The sequence below is a fragment of the Helicobacter pylori genome (assembly GCF_001653455.1).
In the GTDB taxonomy this organism is placed as follows: Bacteria; Campylobacterota; Campylobacteria; order Campylobacterales; family Helicobacteraceae; genus Helicobacter; species Helicobacter pylori_A.
This window is the reverse complement of the sequence record NZ_CP011486.1, coordinates 1,174,375-1,190,270: the sequence shown is the minus strand read 5'-3', so window position 1 is coordinate 1,190,270 and position 15,896 is coordinate 1,174,375. Positions and strand designations below refer to the sequence as shown.

Genomic DNA, 15,896 nt, shown 5'->3' with positions numbered 1-15,896 from the left:
CACTAGAAAGCGTTTTTAATTAATGCCTACAAAATTTTTAGCCAAAAACCAGCCGATAGCCACCCCAACAAGCCCTAAAATATTAGTGCCTAAAACGTAAGAAAGGGCTTCCATGTATTGGGATTTTTGCAAGAGCTTTAAAGTGTCTAACCCGTAAGAAGAAAAGGTCGTAAAACCCCCTAAAACCCCGGTAACAAAAAAGATCCCAAAATCATCGCCAAAAACTTTTTTAACGGCCAAATGCCCCATAAAGCCGATGACAAAACACCCTATGAGATTCACGCTAAAAGTCCCTAAAGGAAAACTTTCAAACATTAAAAATTTGCTAGGCATCATTTTGCCCACAAAATACCTTAACGAACTCCCTATCGCTCCCCCTAAAGCGGCCCATAAAAAAACAAAATTCATGCATCATCCTTTAAAAATAATTGAAAGCATTATAATGAGATGTTTTTAATCAACTTTCAAACTTAAAGCTAAATTCAAACACGCCTCTAAAGAGGGTTTTTGAGCAACATAGCTTTGAATGCCTTGATCTTTTAAATAAGAAGCGGTCGTGTTGCCAATGCTGATGGCGGTGTAATTTTTTAAAAATTCAAAATAGTGCAAAAAGGCTTTTGCATGGCTTATGGCGGTAAAAATAAGAATGCTATTTTCTTGGGGTTTTAGGGCGTTTTGTTCGCTTAAAGTCAAATGTTTGAGCTTGTTTTCATAAATAACGGCTTGCTTAAGATTGATCCCATGCTCTAAAAGGATAGCGTCTAAAGAAGAAACAATGTCTTTTGCCCTGAGATACAAAACGCTTTTTTTTTCCAATAAAGGAATGATTTCTTTGGCAAACTCTTTGCCATGAGCTTTTTTCCCTATAAAGGCGGTTTTAAAATAATGATCTTGTAGGGTTTTGGCGGTGGGTTCGCTCAAAGCGTAAGCGGGGATATTTTGTAACATTTTGAGTTTAGGGCTATTGTTTAAAGTTTCTAGCAAGGAAAACACTGCATTTTTAGAGGTGAAAATCAGGGCGTTAAAAGGGGTTAAGTCTAATTCTAAAGGATAGTAGCATAATTCATTTAAGATGAGAGTTTTATAAGGGGCAATCCTTTGAGAATGCACCCATACAATCTCCCTCATGCCTAGTTTTTTTTACCGCTCAAAGAAGTGTCGTTATAGATCATTCTAAAGCCGTATTTTTCAAAGTCATAGACATTGCCCTCTAAATAATAGGGCGTATAGCCTAATGCATGCATGCTTTTAGCCGCATTTAAAGCCCTAGCCCCAGACCTGCAATGGAGCAATACTTTTTTATCTTTGTGTTGAGATAAAAAATCAGCGAGCTTTTCTTCATCATTGACGCTAATGAGCGTAGAATTAGGCAAATGCAATTCTTCATATTCGTCCAATTCGCGTACATCCACCACGATAAAATCATTAAAATTGACTTCTTCTAAACTGATTGCATAATCTTCAAGCATGTTTATCCTTAATTTTTAAAGTAAGGTTATGTTACAATGATTTGATAAATAGGAATGTTTAGGGAGCGGTTGTGGAAGAAAATTACCAAGCTTTTTTTAGGGAAGCGAGCAAATTTTTAAACGAGCGGGTTTTTAAGGATTACTTACGCCGTTTGGCTTATGGCATTGATGCGTCATGCTATCGTTATATCCCTAAAATAGTCGTTTGGGTGAAAAATGAAGAAGAAGTTCAAAAGCTTTGCATTTTAGCTCAAAAACACAGCGTTTCATTGACTTTTAGAGCGGCTGGGAGTTCCTTATCAGGGCAGGCGAGTTGCGATGGGGTGCTGGTTATGGCTACGCATTTTTTTAAAGACGCTCGCGTTTTAGATAACGCTCAAAGCATCAAGCTTGCATGCGGAGTCATAGGGAGTCATGCGAACGCTTTATTAAAACCTTACCATAAGAAAATAGGCCCGGATCCCGCTACGATAAACACCGCTATGATAGGGGGGATTGTTGCTAATAACGCTAGCGGGATGTGTTGCGGGGTGGAACAAAATAGCTATAAAACCTTAAAATCCTTAAGAGTCATTTTAGCTGATGGCACGCTTTTAGACACAGCCAATCAAGAGAGCGTTGAGAGTTTTAAAAACATGCGCAAAGATTTGATTGAAGGGGTTTTAAACTTAAGAAACGAAATTTTAAAAGACCAAGCGTTGCACGCTCTCATTAAGAAAAAATACGAGATCAAAAACACCACCGGCTATAGCTTGAACGCTCTCATTGATTTTGAAGATCCTATGGAAATCATTAGCCATTTATTCATAGGTTCTGAGGGGACTTTGGGCTTTATTTCAAGCGTGGAATTAGAATGCGTGAAAGACTACGCTTATAAAACTTGCGCGTTATTGTTTTATGAAAATTTAGAACAATGCGCCAAAGCCGCTCAAATCTTAGCCGCCTTAAAAGCCAAATATCCTGAAATGATTTCTTCAGCAGAGCTTATGGATTATGCGTCCTTAAAAAGCGTGAAAAATTTAGAGGGCATGCCTAGCGTGATCTTAGAAATCAAAGAGCCTAACGCATGCTTACTCATTCAAAGCGAAAGCGATGAAAGAGCCATTTTAGAAAACAACATGCAAACGATTTTAGACGCTTTGAATGCGATACCGGTCGTTTTAGACACTCAAATCAGCAGCGATCCTAGTATCTATCAATCGTGGTGGAAAATCAGAAAAGGCATTTTCCCTATCGCAGCGTCAAAAAGAAAAAGCCAAAGCTCTGTGATCATTGAAGACGTGTGCTTTAGTAAAGAGGATTTTGTAGAAGGGGCAAAAGCGATTGAAGGGCTTTTAAAAAAACATGGCTTTAAGGATGATAGCATTATTTTTGGGCATGCGTTAAGCGGGAATTTGCATTTTGTCGTAACGCCGATTTTAGAAAATGAAGCTGAAAGGAAGGCGTTTGAAAATCTGGCTTATGAGATGTTTTTAATGGTGAGTAAAAGTTCTGGCTCTATCAAAGCCGAACATGGCACAGGCAGGATGGTAGCCCCTTTTGTGGAAATGGAGTGGGGAGAAAAAGCTTATCAAATCCACAAGCAAATCAAAGCGTTGTTTGATCCTAACGGCCTTTTAAACCCTGATGTGATCATCACTGATGATAAAGAAATCCACACTAAAAATTTAAAAAGCATTTACCCTATTGAAGAATATTTGGACATGTGCATGGAATGCGGGTTTTGTGAAAGGATTTGCCCAAGTAAAGACTTGTCTTTAACGCCACGACAACGCATCGTCATTCACAGAGAAATAGAGCGCTTGAAAGAAAGGGTAAGTCATGGTCATAATGAAGATCAGGTTTTATTAGATGAGCTTTTAAAAGAGTCTGAATATTTAGCGCACGCTACTTGCGCGGTGTGCCACATGTGCTCTACTTTATGCCCTTTAGAAATTGATACTGGGAGCATCGCCCTAAATCATTACCAAACAAACCCTAAAGGCAAAAAGTTCGCTTCAAAAATCCTTAATAATATGCAAACAACCACAAGCATGGCTCGTTTTTCTTTAAAAAGCGCTGTCGTGGTTCAAAACCTCATAGGCTCTAACAATTTAGTGAGCCTGACTAAAAAGATTAAAAAATTCATCAAGCCTTTCCCTAAAGCCTTCCATTACATGCCTAAAAACAACGCCTATGCTTTAGAAAATAAAATACTCAAGAGTGAAGAAAAAGTCATTTATTTCAGCACTTGCATCAACCGCTCGTTTTCTCCATCAACAAAAATGGCAGATAGAAGAAGCGTTCAAGAAGCGTTTGAATCCTTATGCCAAAAAGCCAAGGTTTCTGTAATGTATCCTGATGGATTGAATGCGCTTTGTTGCGGGAAAGCCTTTATCAATTACACCGACTTAACCAAACAAAACAACGAAAAAAACCATGCGATTTTTTTAAAATTAAGCGATAATGGCAAAATACCGATCGTCTTAGACCATAGTGCATGTTCGACGCATTTTTTCAAACAAATGAAAGCTTATAAGGATTTGAAAGTCTATGATTTGAGCGTCTATATTGAAGAGATTTTAAGCCCAAAATTAAAATTTAACCCCATTAACGAAGACATAGGCTTATACACGATGTGCGCTTTGAAATTAGAAAATAAAGAAGAGGTGTTATTGAATCTGGCTAAAAAATGCACTTTGGGTGAGATTGTTATCCATAAAGAGACGGGTTGTTGCGGCTTTGCAGGGAATAAGGGCTTTTTTACCCCTGAATTAAACGAGAGTGCTTTGGATGGCTTTCAAACATTTTATCAATCTTATAATCTTAAAAGGGGCTTTTCCACTTCTAGCACTTGCGAGATTGGCTTGAGTGAAAAAACCCGATTTTCTTGGCAGCATATCGCTTATTTAGTGGATGCTTGCACGCTTTAATGGTGTATAATTAAAGACTTTCTTTAAAGGGTAAAGGCATTGGATAACACTCTCAAACATCTTGCCATTATTATGGATGGTAATGGCAGGTGGGCTAGATTAAAGAATAAAGCTAGGGCTTATGGGCATAAAAAGGGTGTGAAAACCCTTAAAGACATTACAATATGGTGCGCTAACCATCAATTAGAATGCTTGACTCTTTACGCTTTTTCTACGGAAAATTGGAAACGCCCTAAAAGTGAAGTGGATTTTTTAATGAAAATGCTTAAAAAATACCTTAAAGATGAGCGATCCACTTATTTGAATAATCACATACGCTTCAGGGCGATAGGGGATTTAGAGGGCTTTTCTAAAGAACTGAGGGACACGATTTTACGGCTTGAAAACGATACCAGGCATTTTAAGGATTTTACGCAAGTTTTAGCCCTTAATTACGGATCTAAAAACGAGCTTTCAAGGGCTTTTAAAAGTTTGTTAGAGAACCCGCCCAATAATAATATAGAGCTTTTAGAAAACCTAGAAAATGAAATCTCCAATCGTTTGGACACGCATGATTTACCGGAAGTGGATTTATTGTTACGAACGGGGGGGGAAATGCGCTTGTCTAATTTTTTGTTGTGGCAGTCTAGCTATGCGGAATTGTTTTTCACGCCGATTTTATGGCCTGATTTCACCCCTAAAGATTTAGAAAACATCATCAACGATTTTTATAAAAGAGTGCGCAAATTCGGGGAATTAAAATGCTAGTAGAAATAGAGAATTTGACTAAAACTTATGGGAGCTTGAAAGCGTTAGACAATATCCATTTGAAACTGCCCAAACAGCAATTTATAGGGCTTTTAGGCCCTAATGGAGCCGGCAAAACCACTTTATTAAAAATTTTAGCCGGATTGAATTTAAACTATCAGGGAAAAGTGAAAATTTTAGGGAAAAATATTGGCATAGAGACGAAAAAAAGCGTGGCGTTTTTAAGCGATGGCGATTTTTTAGACCCTAAAATAACGCCCTTAAAAGCGATCGCTTTTTACAAGGATTTTTTTAGCGATTTTGACGAGTTAAAAGCGTTGAATTTGCTAAAACGCTTCAGCGTGCCTTTAAAAAGAGAATTCAAAGCCCTTTCAAAAGGCATGAGGGAAAAGTTACAGCTGATTTTAACCCTATCACGAAACGCCTCTTTGTATCTTTTTGATGAGCCGGTGGCTGGGATTGACCCTATTGCAAGAGAAGAAATTTTTGAATTAATCGCTAAGGAATTTAGCCAAAACGCAAGCTTGTTAGTCTCTACGCATTTGGTGGTGGATGTGGAAAAGTATTTAGATAGCGCGATTTTTTTAAAAGAAGCCAAAGTGGTGGCTTTTGGGAATGTGGGGGAATTAAAAAAAGGGTATAGCAGTTTGGAAGCGGCGTATAAAGAAAAATTGAAATAAATGAGTAAGGATTTTCCTATTGAGCGGTAACATTTTTAAGAAATGCTAAAAGTATTTTTTATCATAAAAGAGTTTGACGCTAGTTAAAGGATAACTTCTTAAAAAGCGCTCTTTAGGGTTAGGGGGTTTTTGGTTGGGGGAATTATTCCAAAATACCCCAATTCCTTTAAGAAAATGAGTTTTACTATCATCTAAAACCATGTCTAATCATGACAGATGGCTTGATTGCTAAAGATTGTATTGTTGCAGATGAAGCCTAAGATTTTAATTGCGGGTTATCGCTTTGTTGGTGGTGAGAACTTTAGAAAAAATTTTTTGGGAAATGTTTATGTTGAGTTTAATTGGGTATTAAAATTATAAATGGCTATAATTTTTGTCTTATTGTTTGGATAGAATACAATCAATTTTTTCAAGGAGTTGCATATGAGTAACGCTGATATTTGGTTTCAGTATAAAATTGGCAAGCAACTGAGTGAATTAGAAATGGAAGACTCTTTATGTCTTTCTTTGTTTAAATCTCTTAAAAATTGTATTAAATTTAAAAAATTTAGTGGTATTGGATTAAAAGAAGCAGAAGTTAAAAGAGACGCTGAAATCTCAAGGTGGCATACAGAAATTTTAAGAGAAAACAATCTTAAAGAAGAGTGCAGGCAAAAAGAAGAGCAAGAAAAAAATTTCAAGAAAATTTTCAAAAGTTTTTAGAATTTTGCAAACAACAAAATCGTGTTCTTAAAAAATTTGATAATACCAATTTTTTGTTTGAGTGCGATGAGCCAGCTACAAAAAAGCCATTAGAAAACTCTACAAATAACAACATTCTTAACTCCAATCATCAAAATACACAGCCATAAAACAATACTAAAATGTTTGATTATTTTGATAATCCTGTGTTTAGGTATTGAAGTGAAAAAAGCATTAGTCATAGCTCGCAAAATAACTCTTTGGTTATTGGCGCTTCTAGGTGTTTATGCTTTAGCGATCTTTGTTGCACTTAAAACCTATCTTAAAGATAAAGGCTATAGGATTTTAACATTTGGAGTAACTATAATGACAGAAGAAACCTATGAAGCCTATCTTGATACGGATATTAAACAATTGGAAGAGATAAGAAATCAAAAGTTTAACAAAGCATTGGAATTGTGCAAACAATCAGGTCTTGTCCTTAGAGCGTTTGACGGCAAAAATTTTTCATTTAAATGCGATAAAACCAATCGCTCCAATAACCCTAATGAAAAGATAAATCCTTAGAATTTGAATTTTATCTAAAAGATCAAGATCAAAAAATTAGAAATTTGAACGCAATTGAAACCTTAACGCTCATAACTCCTTTCATTGCCTGTCTCTTGATTGTGTTTTTTATGCTGTATCGTTTTGCATGGAATTTCTTTAAAATTTAAGTATAATTGTTAAACATCGCCTGGATGATTCGTGTTTCTTATTGATGGCAAGTTCGTTGAAAAAATAAGTTAGGCTAAGGTAGTGGTTTTTGTGTGATGGCATTTTTTAAATCTGCCCCTAAGAGAATCCTCCTAGCCTTATTAGTGTAGGTTATTGAACTTATGCACATGTAAAAGTAGCGGTCATCTGGGTTTAAAACAACCACATTTTAGGAAAGACATGAAAGATAACAACAGCTATAATGTTTTAATTGTGGGGAATAAGGGGCGAGAGTATGCTTTGGCTCAAAGGCTTCAGCAAGACGAACGAGTGAATGCTTTGTATTTTTGTTTGGGTAATGGTGGCACTCAAGATTTAGGCGAGAATCTGGAATGCGAACATTACGAGCATATCGTGGAATTAGCTCTTAAAAAACAAATCCATCTAGCCATCATTTCAGAAGAAGAGCTTTTAGCTTTAGGGCTTACAGAAATGCTAGAAAAAGCGGGCATTTTAGTGTTTGGGGCTTCTAAAGAAGCGGCTAAATTAGAGACTTCTAAAAGCTATATGAAAGGTTTTGTTAAAGAGTGCGGCATTAAAAGCGTGTCTTACTTTGAAACAAACGATCTCAAAGAAGCTTTGAATTATCTCCAAAACGCTTCTTTCCCCTTAGTGATTAAAGCGTTGAATAAAAATACAAGCATTGTCCACCATCAAGAAGAAGCGCTAAAAATCCTTGAAGACGCTTTCAAACACAGCAATGAATCTGTGATCATAGAGCCTTTTTTAGAAGGCTTTGAGCTTTCTGTTACAGCGCTCATAGCTAATGATGATTTTATCTTGTTGCCCTTTTGCCAAAACTACAAGCGCTTATTAGAGGGGGATCATGGGGTTAATACAGGGGGTATGGGGGCCATTGCTCCTGCAAACTTTTTCTCTAATGAATTGGAAGAGAAAATAAAAAATCACATCTTCAAACCCACTTTAGAGAAACTTCAAGCTAATAACACGCCTTTTAAAGGGGTTTTATTGGCTGAAATTGTGGTTATAGAAGAAAAGGGCGTTTTAGAGCCGTATTTATTGGATTTTGGCGTGCGTTTTAAAGATATTGAATGCCAGACGATTTTACCCCTTTTAGAAAGCTCGCTTTTGGATCTATGTTTGGCTACAGCCAAAGGGGAATTAAACTCTCTTGAATTGGTGTTTTCTAAAGAATTTGTGATGAGTGTCGCGCTTGTTTCTAGGAATTACCCCACTAGCTCTTCGCCCAAACAAACCCTTTATATTGATCCGGTTGATGAAAAAAAGGGCCATTTGATTTTAGGGGAAGTGGAACAGGATAATGGCGTGTTTGAAAGCAGTGGGGGGAGGGTGATCTTTGCCATTGGTAAAGGGAAATCCTTACTGGAAGCCAGAAATAATGCCTATGAAATCGCTCAAAAAGTGCATTTTGAAGGCATGTTTTATCGCAAGGATATTGGTTTTAAGGCGTTGGATTTAAAAGAATATTCTTAAAAGTTTAAGACAAATGAAAATTTGTCTTGTTTGTTTTGAATGCGATCCCCAAATTTAGAAAAAGAAGAAACAGAAATCATAGAAACACTCCTTATGCATGAAAAAATGCGTCTATGCCCCTTTTATTGGCGCATCTTAGCGTTTTTAACCGATAGTTTGTTAGTGGCGTTTTTATTGAGCGATCTTTTAAGCGCGTGCGATTTTTTGCATTCTTTGTATTGGCTGACTAACCCTATTTATTACGGCGTGTTTGTGGCACTTGGTTTTATTATCTTGTATGGCGTTTATGAAATCTTTTTTGTGTGTTTGTGCAAGATGAGCTTGGCTAAACTGGTTTTTAGGATTAAAATCATTGATATTTATTTGGCGGATTGCCCTAGTAGGGCCATGTTATGCAAGCGTTTAGGGTTAAAAATCGTGGTTTTTTTATGCCCTTTTTTATGGTTTGTGGTGTTTAAAAATCCCTATCATAGGGCATGGCATGAAGAAAAAAGCAAAAGTCTTTTGGTGTTGTTTTAATCATGATTCGTTTGTTTTGTATTCGTTGGTTTTATGCGGTGGTGTTTTTTTTATTGAGCGTTTTAGAGGCTAAAGAAATCGCTATGCAACGATTTGACAAACAAAACCATAAGATTTTTGAAATCCTTGCGGATAAAGTGAGCGCTAAAGACAATGTGATAACCGCTTCAGGGAATGCGATCTTATTGAATTATGATGTGTATATTTTAGCGGACAAGGTGAGCTATGACACTAAGACTAAAGAAGCGTTGTTAGAGGGCAATATTAGGGTTTATAGGGGCGAGGGTTTGCTCGTTAAAACCGATTATGTGAAATTGAGCTTGAATGAAAAATATGAAATCATTTTCCCCTTTTATGTTCAAGATAGCGTGAGCGGGATTTGGGTGAGCGCGGATATTGCTAGCGGGAAGGATCAAAAATATAAGGTTAAAAACATGAGCGCTTCAGGGTGTAGCATTGATAACCCTATTTGGCATGTCAATGCGACTTCTGGCTCATTCAACATGCAAAAATCGCATCTGTCTATGTGGAACCCTAAAATTTATGTCGGCGATATTCCTATATTGTATTTGCCTTATATTTTCATGTCCACGAGCAATAAAAGAACTACCGGGTTTTTATACCCTGAGTTTGGCACTTCCAACTTGGACGGGTTTATTTATTTGCAACCCTTTTATTTAGCCCCCAAAAACTCATGGGATATGACCTTTACCCCACAAATCCGCTATAAAAGGGGTTTTGGCTTGAACTTTGAAGCGCGCTACATTAACTCTAAAGACGATAGGTTTTTATTCAACGCTCGTTATTTTAGGAATTACACTTCATATGTCAAACGCTACGATTTGAGGAATCAAAACATCTATGGTTTTGAATTTTTAAGCTCTAGTAGGGACACTTTACAGAAATATTTTCATCTTAAGTCTAATATTGACAACGGGCATTACATTGACTTTTTATACATGAACGATTTGGACTATGTGCGTTTTGAAAAGGTCAATAAGCGTATCACTGACGCCACGCACATGTCTAGGGCGAATTATTATTTGCAAACAGAAAACAATTACTACGGCTTGAATATCAAGTATTTTTTAAACTTAAACAAAATCAACAACAACCGCACTTTCCAATCTGTCCCTAATTTGCAATACCATAAATATTTAAATTCTTTGTATTTTAGAAATTTATTGTATTCAGTGGATTATCAATTTAGAAACACCGCAAGAGAGATTGGCTATGGCTATGTGCAAAACGCTTTGAATGTCCCGGTGGGTTTGCAATTTTCTTTGTTTAAAAAGTATTTGTCCTTAGGGCTTTGGAATGATCTCCAATTGTCTAATGTGGCTTTAATGCAATCTAAAAGATCTTATGTGCCAAGCATTCCTAATGAATCAAGGGAATTTGGGAATTTTGTGTCGTCAAATTTTTCCATGTATGTCAATACGGATTTGGCTAGAGAATACAACAAACTTTTCCACACGATCCAATTGGAAGCGATTTTTAACATCCCTTACTACACTTTTAAAAATGGCTTATTTTCTCAAGACATGTATGCTTTGAGCGCGCAAGCCTTAAACAGCTACACTTCGCCTTTATTAAGGGATTATGATTATCAAGGGCGTTTGTATGACTCCGTGTGGAATCCTAACAGCATTTTACCTATCAATGCGAGCAATAAGACAGTGGATTTAACCCTAACGCAATACCTTTATGGTTTAGGGGGGCAGGAGTTGTTGTATTTTAAAATATCGCAACTCATCAATCTTGATGATAAAGTTTCGCCCTTTAGAATGCCTTTAGAAAGCAAGATCGGGTTTTCGCCCTTAACAGGATTGAATATCTTTGGGAATGTCTTTTATTCATTTTATCAAAACCGCTTAGAAGAAATCTCTGTGAACGCTAATTACCAACGCAAATTTTTAAGCTTTAACCTCTCTTATTTTTTAAAAAACAATTTTAGCAGTGGGATTAATAGCATCGTAGAAAATCCTGCGGATTATTTGAAAGCGGGTTTTAGCAACGACTTTGGTTATTTTTCCATGAGTGCAGATGTGGGTTATGATATTAGAAATAATGTGGTGTTAAACTGGAATGTAGGGATTTACAAAAAAATCCGTTGTTTTGGGATTGGCTTTAAATTTGTCAACCAACGACGCCCTATTCTCACCGGCGATCCTAACCAACCTATAAGAGTGTTTGAAAATAACTATGTTAAGCTAGAATTAGATTTTTCACCGATCACTAAAACCAATGTAACTTACCGCTCCTTACAGCGTAAGTAAAAAAGGAATAGATTTGAATACGGATTTTAGCCATATCACTGATATTGAAAGCATGCATTTTATCAATGAAGAAGACGCTTTGAACAAATTGATCAATGAAATCCACACGCGCCACATTGATTTAAAAGACTCTATCATGCTCGCTTTGAGTTTTAACGCTTTGTATTTAGCCCACGCTTTGGCGCAAAAATTTGGAGCGACTTATGATATACTTTTTTTAGAACCTATCCTAGCTCCCTTAAACTCAAAATGCGAGATCGCTTTAGTGAGTGAAAGCATGGATATAGTGATGAATGAAAGTTTGATTAATTCCTTTGACATCACTTTAGACTATGTTTATGGGGAAGCCAAGCGGGCTTATGAAGAAGATATTTTGTCTCACATTTACCAGTATCGCAAAGGCAATGCGATTAAAAGCTTAAAAGATAAAAATATTTTTATCGTAGATAGGGGGATTGAAACCGGGTTTAGAGCAGGGTTAGGCGTGCAAACTTGCTTGAAAAAAGAATGCCAAGACATTTATATTTTAACCCCCATTCTTGCGCAAAATGTCGCTCAAGGCTTAGAAAGTTTGTGCGATGGGGTGATTAGCGTGTATCGCCCTGAATGTTTTGTCTCTGTGGAGCATCATTATAAAGAACTCAAGCGATTGAGCAATGAAGAAATTGAAAAATACTTGGGCGCTAACAATGCGCCCAATTTAAAAAAGGAACATTAAATATGGATTTTATCACCATCAATTCTGTTAACAAAACCGAAGAATTCGCCCTCAAACAAGTGGCCAAGCAAGCCACTAGCTCTCTTTTATACCGCTTAGGAAAAACCATCATTTTAGCGAGCGTGTGTGTAGAGAGAGAGCCTGTGAGCGAAGATTTTTTGCCTTTAGTGGTGCAGTTTTTAGAAAAATCTTATGCGGCCGGTAAGATTCCTGGCGGTTTTGTCAAACGAGAAGGCAGAGCGCAAGATTTTGAAATCTTAACTTCTAGGATCATAGATAGGACTTTACGCCCTTTATTCCCTAAAGACTACCGCTACCCTACGCAAATCACTTTAATGGTTTTAAGCCATGATATTGAAAATGATTTGCAAGTTTCTGCCTTGAACGCCGCTTCAGCCGCTCTTTTTTTATCCCATGTGGCTTCTTTTAAAAGCGTGAGCGCTTGCAGGATCGCTAGGGTTGATAACGCATTTATCATTAACCCTAGTGCAAGCCTTTTGAATCAATCCAGTTTGGATTTGTTCGTGTCCGGCACTAAAGAGAGTTTGAACATGATAGAAATGCGCTCTTTGGGGCAACAATTAAACGCTTTAGAAGAGCCTCTAATGTTGGAAGCTTTAGAATTAGCCCAAAAAAGTTTGAAAGAAACTTGCACGCTTTATGAAGAAACTTTTACGCCTTATCAAAACGAACTCCTTTTTAAAGAGAGTCAAGGGATAGTTTTTAATGAAAGGCTGTTAGATTTATTAAAAAATCAGTATTTTAATGAAATCATTAAAGGCATTGAAAGCTCTGCTTTGAGCGAGCGAGAAAATGTTTTCAATGAAATTGCCAGAAAAATCAGTGAAGCCCACTCAGAATTTGGTTTAGAAGAAATTGAATGGTCTTTAGAAAAAGTGAAAAAAACTGAGATCAGGCGCATGATCATTAAGGATAAAATCCGCCCGGACAAGCGCGCGTTAGAAGAAGTGCGACCCATTTCTATAGAGAGTGATTTGCTCCCTATGGCGCATAGCTCTATTTTATTCACTAGGGGGCAAACTCAAAGCCTGGTCGTGGGGGTTTTAGGCACGGATAATGACGCTCAAACCCATGAAAGTTTGGAGCATAAAACCCCTATAAAAGAACGATTCATGTTCCATTACAATTTCCCTCCTTTTTGCGTGGGCGAAGCGAATTCTATTGGCGCGACTTCAAGGCGTGAATTAGGGCATGGGAATTTAGCCAAAAGAGCCTTAGAAACAAGCATTAAAAATAAAGAGCAGGTGATACGATTGGTTTCTGAGATTTTAGAAAGCAATGGTTCAAGCTCAATGGCGAGCGTGTGCGCAGGCTCTTTAGCCCTTTATGCAAGCGGTGTGGAGATCTATGGTTTAGTCGCTGGGGTGGCTATGGGCATGGTGAGTGAAGGGCAAGATCACGCCATTTTAAGCGATATTAGCGGTTTAGAAGACGCAGAAGGCGATATGGACTTTAAGATTGCTGGGAATTTAGAAGGCATTACGGCCATGCAAATGGATACCAAAATGAGCGGTATCCAATTAGAAATCTTATACCAGGCCTTACTCCAAGCCAAAAGAGCGCGAGAACATATTTTAAAAATCATGCATGAAGCGAAAGAAAAGATTGTGATCAATTTTTCTCATTTGCCCATGACTGAAACTTTTAATGTCGCGCCGGATAAAATTATAGAAATTATTGGTCAAGGGGGGCGTGTGATTAGAGAGATAGTGGAAAAGTTTGAAGTTAAAATTGATTTGAATAAACCGAGCGGTGAAGTGAAAATCATGGGGAATAAAGAGCGCGTTTTAAAAACTAAAGAATTTATTTTAAATTATTTGCATTCTTTAGATCAAGAATTGGAGCAATACGCTATTGATGAGGTGTTAGAGGCTCAAGTGAAACGAATCGTGGATTTTGGGGCGTTTTTAAGCTTGCCTAAGGGGGGTGAAGGCTTGTTAAGAAAGCAACACATGGAGAGGTGCCAAGTGGCTTTAAAAGAAGGCGATAGCATTCGGTGCAGGGTCATTAGCTTCAATAAGGGTAAAATCGCCTTGGATTTGGCTTAAAATTTAAAAGAGCGTTTTTAAAAGAGATTTTAAGCTAGTTTGTATTAAAATAAGTCCTTGCTTGTGTTTTTGAAAGTAGAGGAACGATTCGAAATAAAAATCAAGCTTAATCTTTGAAACGGAGTGCGAAAATGAAATTTTTAGCGTTATTTTTTCTGGCTTTAGTGGGCGTTGCTTTCGCTCATGATGGTGGAATGGGTGGGATAAGTATGGTTCAATCTTATTCTATCTTAGGAGCGATGATCGGTCTAGGGATTGCCGCTTTTGGTGGGGCGATCGGTATGGGGAATGCAGCCGCAGCGACCATTACAGGCACAGCGAGAAACCCAGGAGTGGGCGGTAAATTGCTCACAACCATGTTCGTGGCTATGGCGATGATTGAAGCGCAAGTGATTTATACTCTAGTGTTTGCTATTATCGCTATTTATAGTAACCCGTTCTTGAGTTAAGGGTTTTGGTGGGCTAAATCATTGCTTAAAAAGCATGATTTAGCTATAATATTGTCTTATTTTGAATTTTTAGCACTGGTGGTGGAATTGGTAGACACGCCATCTTGAGGGGGTGGTGGGAGCAATCTCGTGCGAGTTCGAGTCTCGCCCAGTGCACCATTAAGTTTTTTTAAGGAATAAGTAGGTATAATCCCAACTTTATGATACGCCGAAGTGGTGGAATTGGTAGACACGCTAGACTCAAAATCTGGTGGGAGCAATCTCGTGTCGGTTCGAGTCCGACCTTCGGCACCATTACCGATAATCTTTTTTAATCCGCTTCTTCTTTTTTTTAAGTTTTGTTCCAATAGAGTGTTATCAAATTTAAAATACCTTTGATCATTTTTTATTACCTATATCCAAAACCAATCCAAACACTCCAACGATGATAAAAATAATCGCTTAAATAAGGTAAAATGAAACCAAATAAACCTATAAGAAAGGGGAAGTCAATGGCGCTTGAAGTGGTTCTATGGGATTTTGATGGCGTGATTTTTGATAGCATGCATTTAAAAAGTGAAGGGTTTAAGGCGTTGTTCCAAAAGCATGGAAACGACAATAAAGAGAGTTTGAATCAATTTGAAGTTTATCATTATCAAAGCGGAGGGATTTCAAGGAATGAAAAGATCCAATACTTTTATAACGAGATTTTAAAAACCCCCATCGCTCAAGAAGAAGTGGAGCGATTGGCTTTGGAGTTTGGCACTATTATAGAGCAAAAGCTTTTTGATAGGGGGCATTTGAATAGTGAAGTGATGGCATTTATTGATAAACATTATCAAAATCATGCTTTTCATATCGCTTCAGCGGCCTTGCATAGCGAATTGCAAGTGTTGTGCGAGTTTTTAGGGATCGTCAAGTATTTTAAGAGCGTTGAAGGGAGCCCGCCCAATAAACCTAAAATCATTGCTAATATCATTCAAAAATACGCCTATAACCCAAGCCGCATGCTAATGATAGGCGATAGCATCAATGACTATGAAAGCGCTAAAGCTAATGAAGTAGCGTTTTTAGGCTATAACAGCGAGGTTTTGAAAAATTTAGTGGGTCAAAACGGCTACCAAGGGAAGTATTTAGAGAGCTTTAAGGGGTTTGATTTGCAAAGCTTTACTAAAGAGTGAAG

General features: G+C 37.4%; 14 protein-coding genes, 2 tRNA genes and 1 pseudogene. 14 read left to right on the top strand and 3 right to left on the bottom strand.

The genetic code is table 11. The features are described 5' to 3' along the window. Positions 1 to 15: 15 nt before the first annotated feature. The 3 genes from crcB to AA977_RS05600 are packed head-to-tail and all read right to left on the bottom strand — an operon-like array spanning position 16 to position 1,469. Positions 16 to 408, bottom strand: coding sequence for a fluoride efflux transporter CrcB (gene crcB, locus AA977_RS05610; RefSeq protein WP_064434890.1), 393 nt, complete (start codon positions 406 to 408; stop codon positions 16 to 18). 45 nt (positions 409 to 453) lie between these two features. Further along, positions 454 to 1,128 (bottom strand): uroporphyrinogen-III synthase, encoded by a 675-nt coding sequence (locus AA977_RS05605; protein WP_064434889.1) that lies wholly within the window; start codon positions 1,126 to 1,128, stop codon positions 454 to 456. Positions 1,129 to 1,130: 2 nt separating this feature from the next. Further along, entirely contained in the window at positions 1,131 to 1,469 is a 339-nt protein-coding gene (locus tag AA977_RS05600) for a rhodanese-like domain-containing protein (protein ID WP_064434888.1), read from the bottom strand. 71 nt (positions 1,470 to 1,540) lie between these two features. Here AA977_RS05600 and AA977_RS05595 point away from each other — a divergent pair, with 71 nt between their 5' ends. The 14 genes and pseudogenes from AA977_RS05595 to AA977_RS05530 all read left to right on the top strand — a co-directional run bounded on the left by AA977_RS05595 (position 1,541) and on the right by AA977_RS05530 (position 15,894). Beyond that, positions 1,541 to 4,381 (top strand): FAD-binding and (Fe-S)-binding domain-containing protein, encoded by a 2,841-nt coding sequence (locus AA977_RS05595; RefSeq protein ID WP_064434887.1) that lies wholly within the window; start codon positions 1,541 to 1,543, stop codon positions 4,379 to 4,381. Positions 4,382 to 4,453: 72 nt separating this feature from the next. After that, complete coding sequence (locus tag AA977_RS05590) at positions 4,454 to 5,128, top strand: di-trans,poly-cis-decaprenylcistransferase (protein WP_064435214.1); 675 nt, start codon at positions 4,454 to 4,456, stop codon at positions 5,126 to 5,128. Further along, positions 5,122 to 5,808 carry an ABC transporter ATP-binding protein gene (locus tag AA977_RS05585; protein WP_033619608.1) on the top strand — a complete coding sequence of 229 codons (687 nt, stop codon included), beginning with the start codon at positions 5,122 to 5,124 and terminating at the stop codon, positions 5,806 to 5,808. The genes AA977_RS05590 and AA977_RS05585 overlap by 7 nt, the downstream gene beginning before the upstream one ends. Positions 5,809 to 6,231: 423 nt before the next feature. Continuing rightward, positions 6,232 to 6,659: pseudogene (locus AA977_RS05580) on the top strand (hypothetical protein). Between the two features lie 52 nt (positions 6,660 to 6,711). After that, entirely contained in the window at positions 6,712 to 7,056 is a 345-nt protein-coding gene (locus AA977_RS07970; protein WP_064434885.1) for a hypothetical protein, read from the top strand. 369 nt (positions 7,057 to 7,425) lie between these two features. Further along, on the top strand, positions 7,426 to 8,700 hold the full coding sequence (gene purD, locus AA977_RS05570; RefSeq protein ID WP_064434884.1) for a phosphoribosylamine--glycine ligase: 1,275 nt from the start codon (positions 7,426 to 7,428) through the stop codon (positions 8,698 to 8,700). A gap of 39 nt (positions 8,701 to 8,739) precedes the next feature. After that, positions 8,740 to 9,219 carry an RDD family protein gene (locus tag AA977_RS05565; protein ID WP_033771997.1) on the top strand — a complete coding sequence of 160 codons (480 nt, stop codon included), beginning with the start codon at positions 8,740 to 8,742 and terminating at the stop codon, positions 9,217 to 9,219. Between the two features lie 2 nt (positions 9,220 to 9,221). Next, the gene (locus AA977_RS05560) at positions 9,222 to 11,498 is read left to right on the top strand and encodes an LPS-assembly protein LptD (RefSeq protein WP_064434883.1); all 2,277 of its coding nucleotides are present in this window, start codon (positions 9,222 to 9,224) and stop codon (positions 11,496 to 11,498) included. A 13-nt stretch (positions 11,499 to 11,511) separates the two neighbouring features. Further along, complete coding sequence (locus AA977_RS05555; protein ID WP_021435561.1) at positions 11,512 to 12,216, top strand: phosphoribosyltransferase; 705 nt, start codon at positions 11,512 to 11,514, stop codon at positions 12,214 to 12,216. A 2-nt stretch (positions 12,217 to 12,218) separates the two neighbouring features. After that, on the top strand, positions 12,219 to 14,285 hold the full coding sequence (locus tag AA977_RS05550) for a polyribonucleotide nucleotidyltransferase (RefSeq protein WP_064434882.1): 2,067 nt from the start codon (positions 12,219 to 12,221) through the stop codon (positions 14,283 to 14,285). 131 nt (positions 14,286 to 14,416) lie between these two features. After that, complete coding sequence (locus AA977_RS05545; RefSeq protein WP_064434881.1) at positions 14,417 to 14,734, top strand: F0F1 ATP synthase subunit C; 318 nt, start codon at positions 14,417 to 14,419, stop codon at positions 14,732 to 14,734. A gap of 72 nt (positions 14,735 to 14,806) precedes the next feature. Further along, positions 14,807 to 14,893 (top strand) — tRNA-Leu (locus AA977_RS05540). Between the two features lie 48 nt (positions 14,894 to 14,941). Next, a tRNA-Leu gene (locus tag AA977_RS05535) sits at positions 14,942 to 15,028 on the top strand. Positions 15,029 to 15,225: 197 nt separating this feature from the next. Next, positions 15,226 to 15,894 (top strand): HAD family hydrolase, encoded by a 669-nt coding sequence (locus tag AA977_RS05530; RefSeq protein WP_064434880.1) that lies wholly within the window; start codon positions 15,226 to 15,228, stop codon positions 15,892 to 15,894. Positions 15,895 to 15,896: the final 2 nt, after the last annotated feature.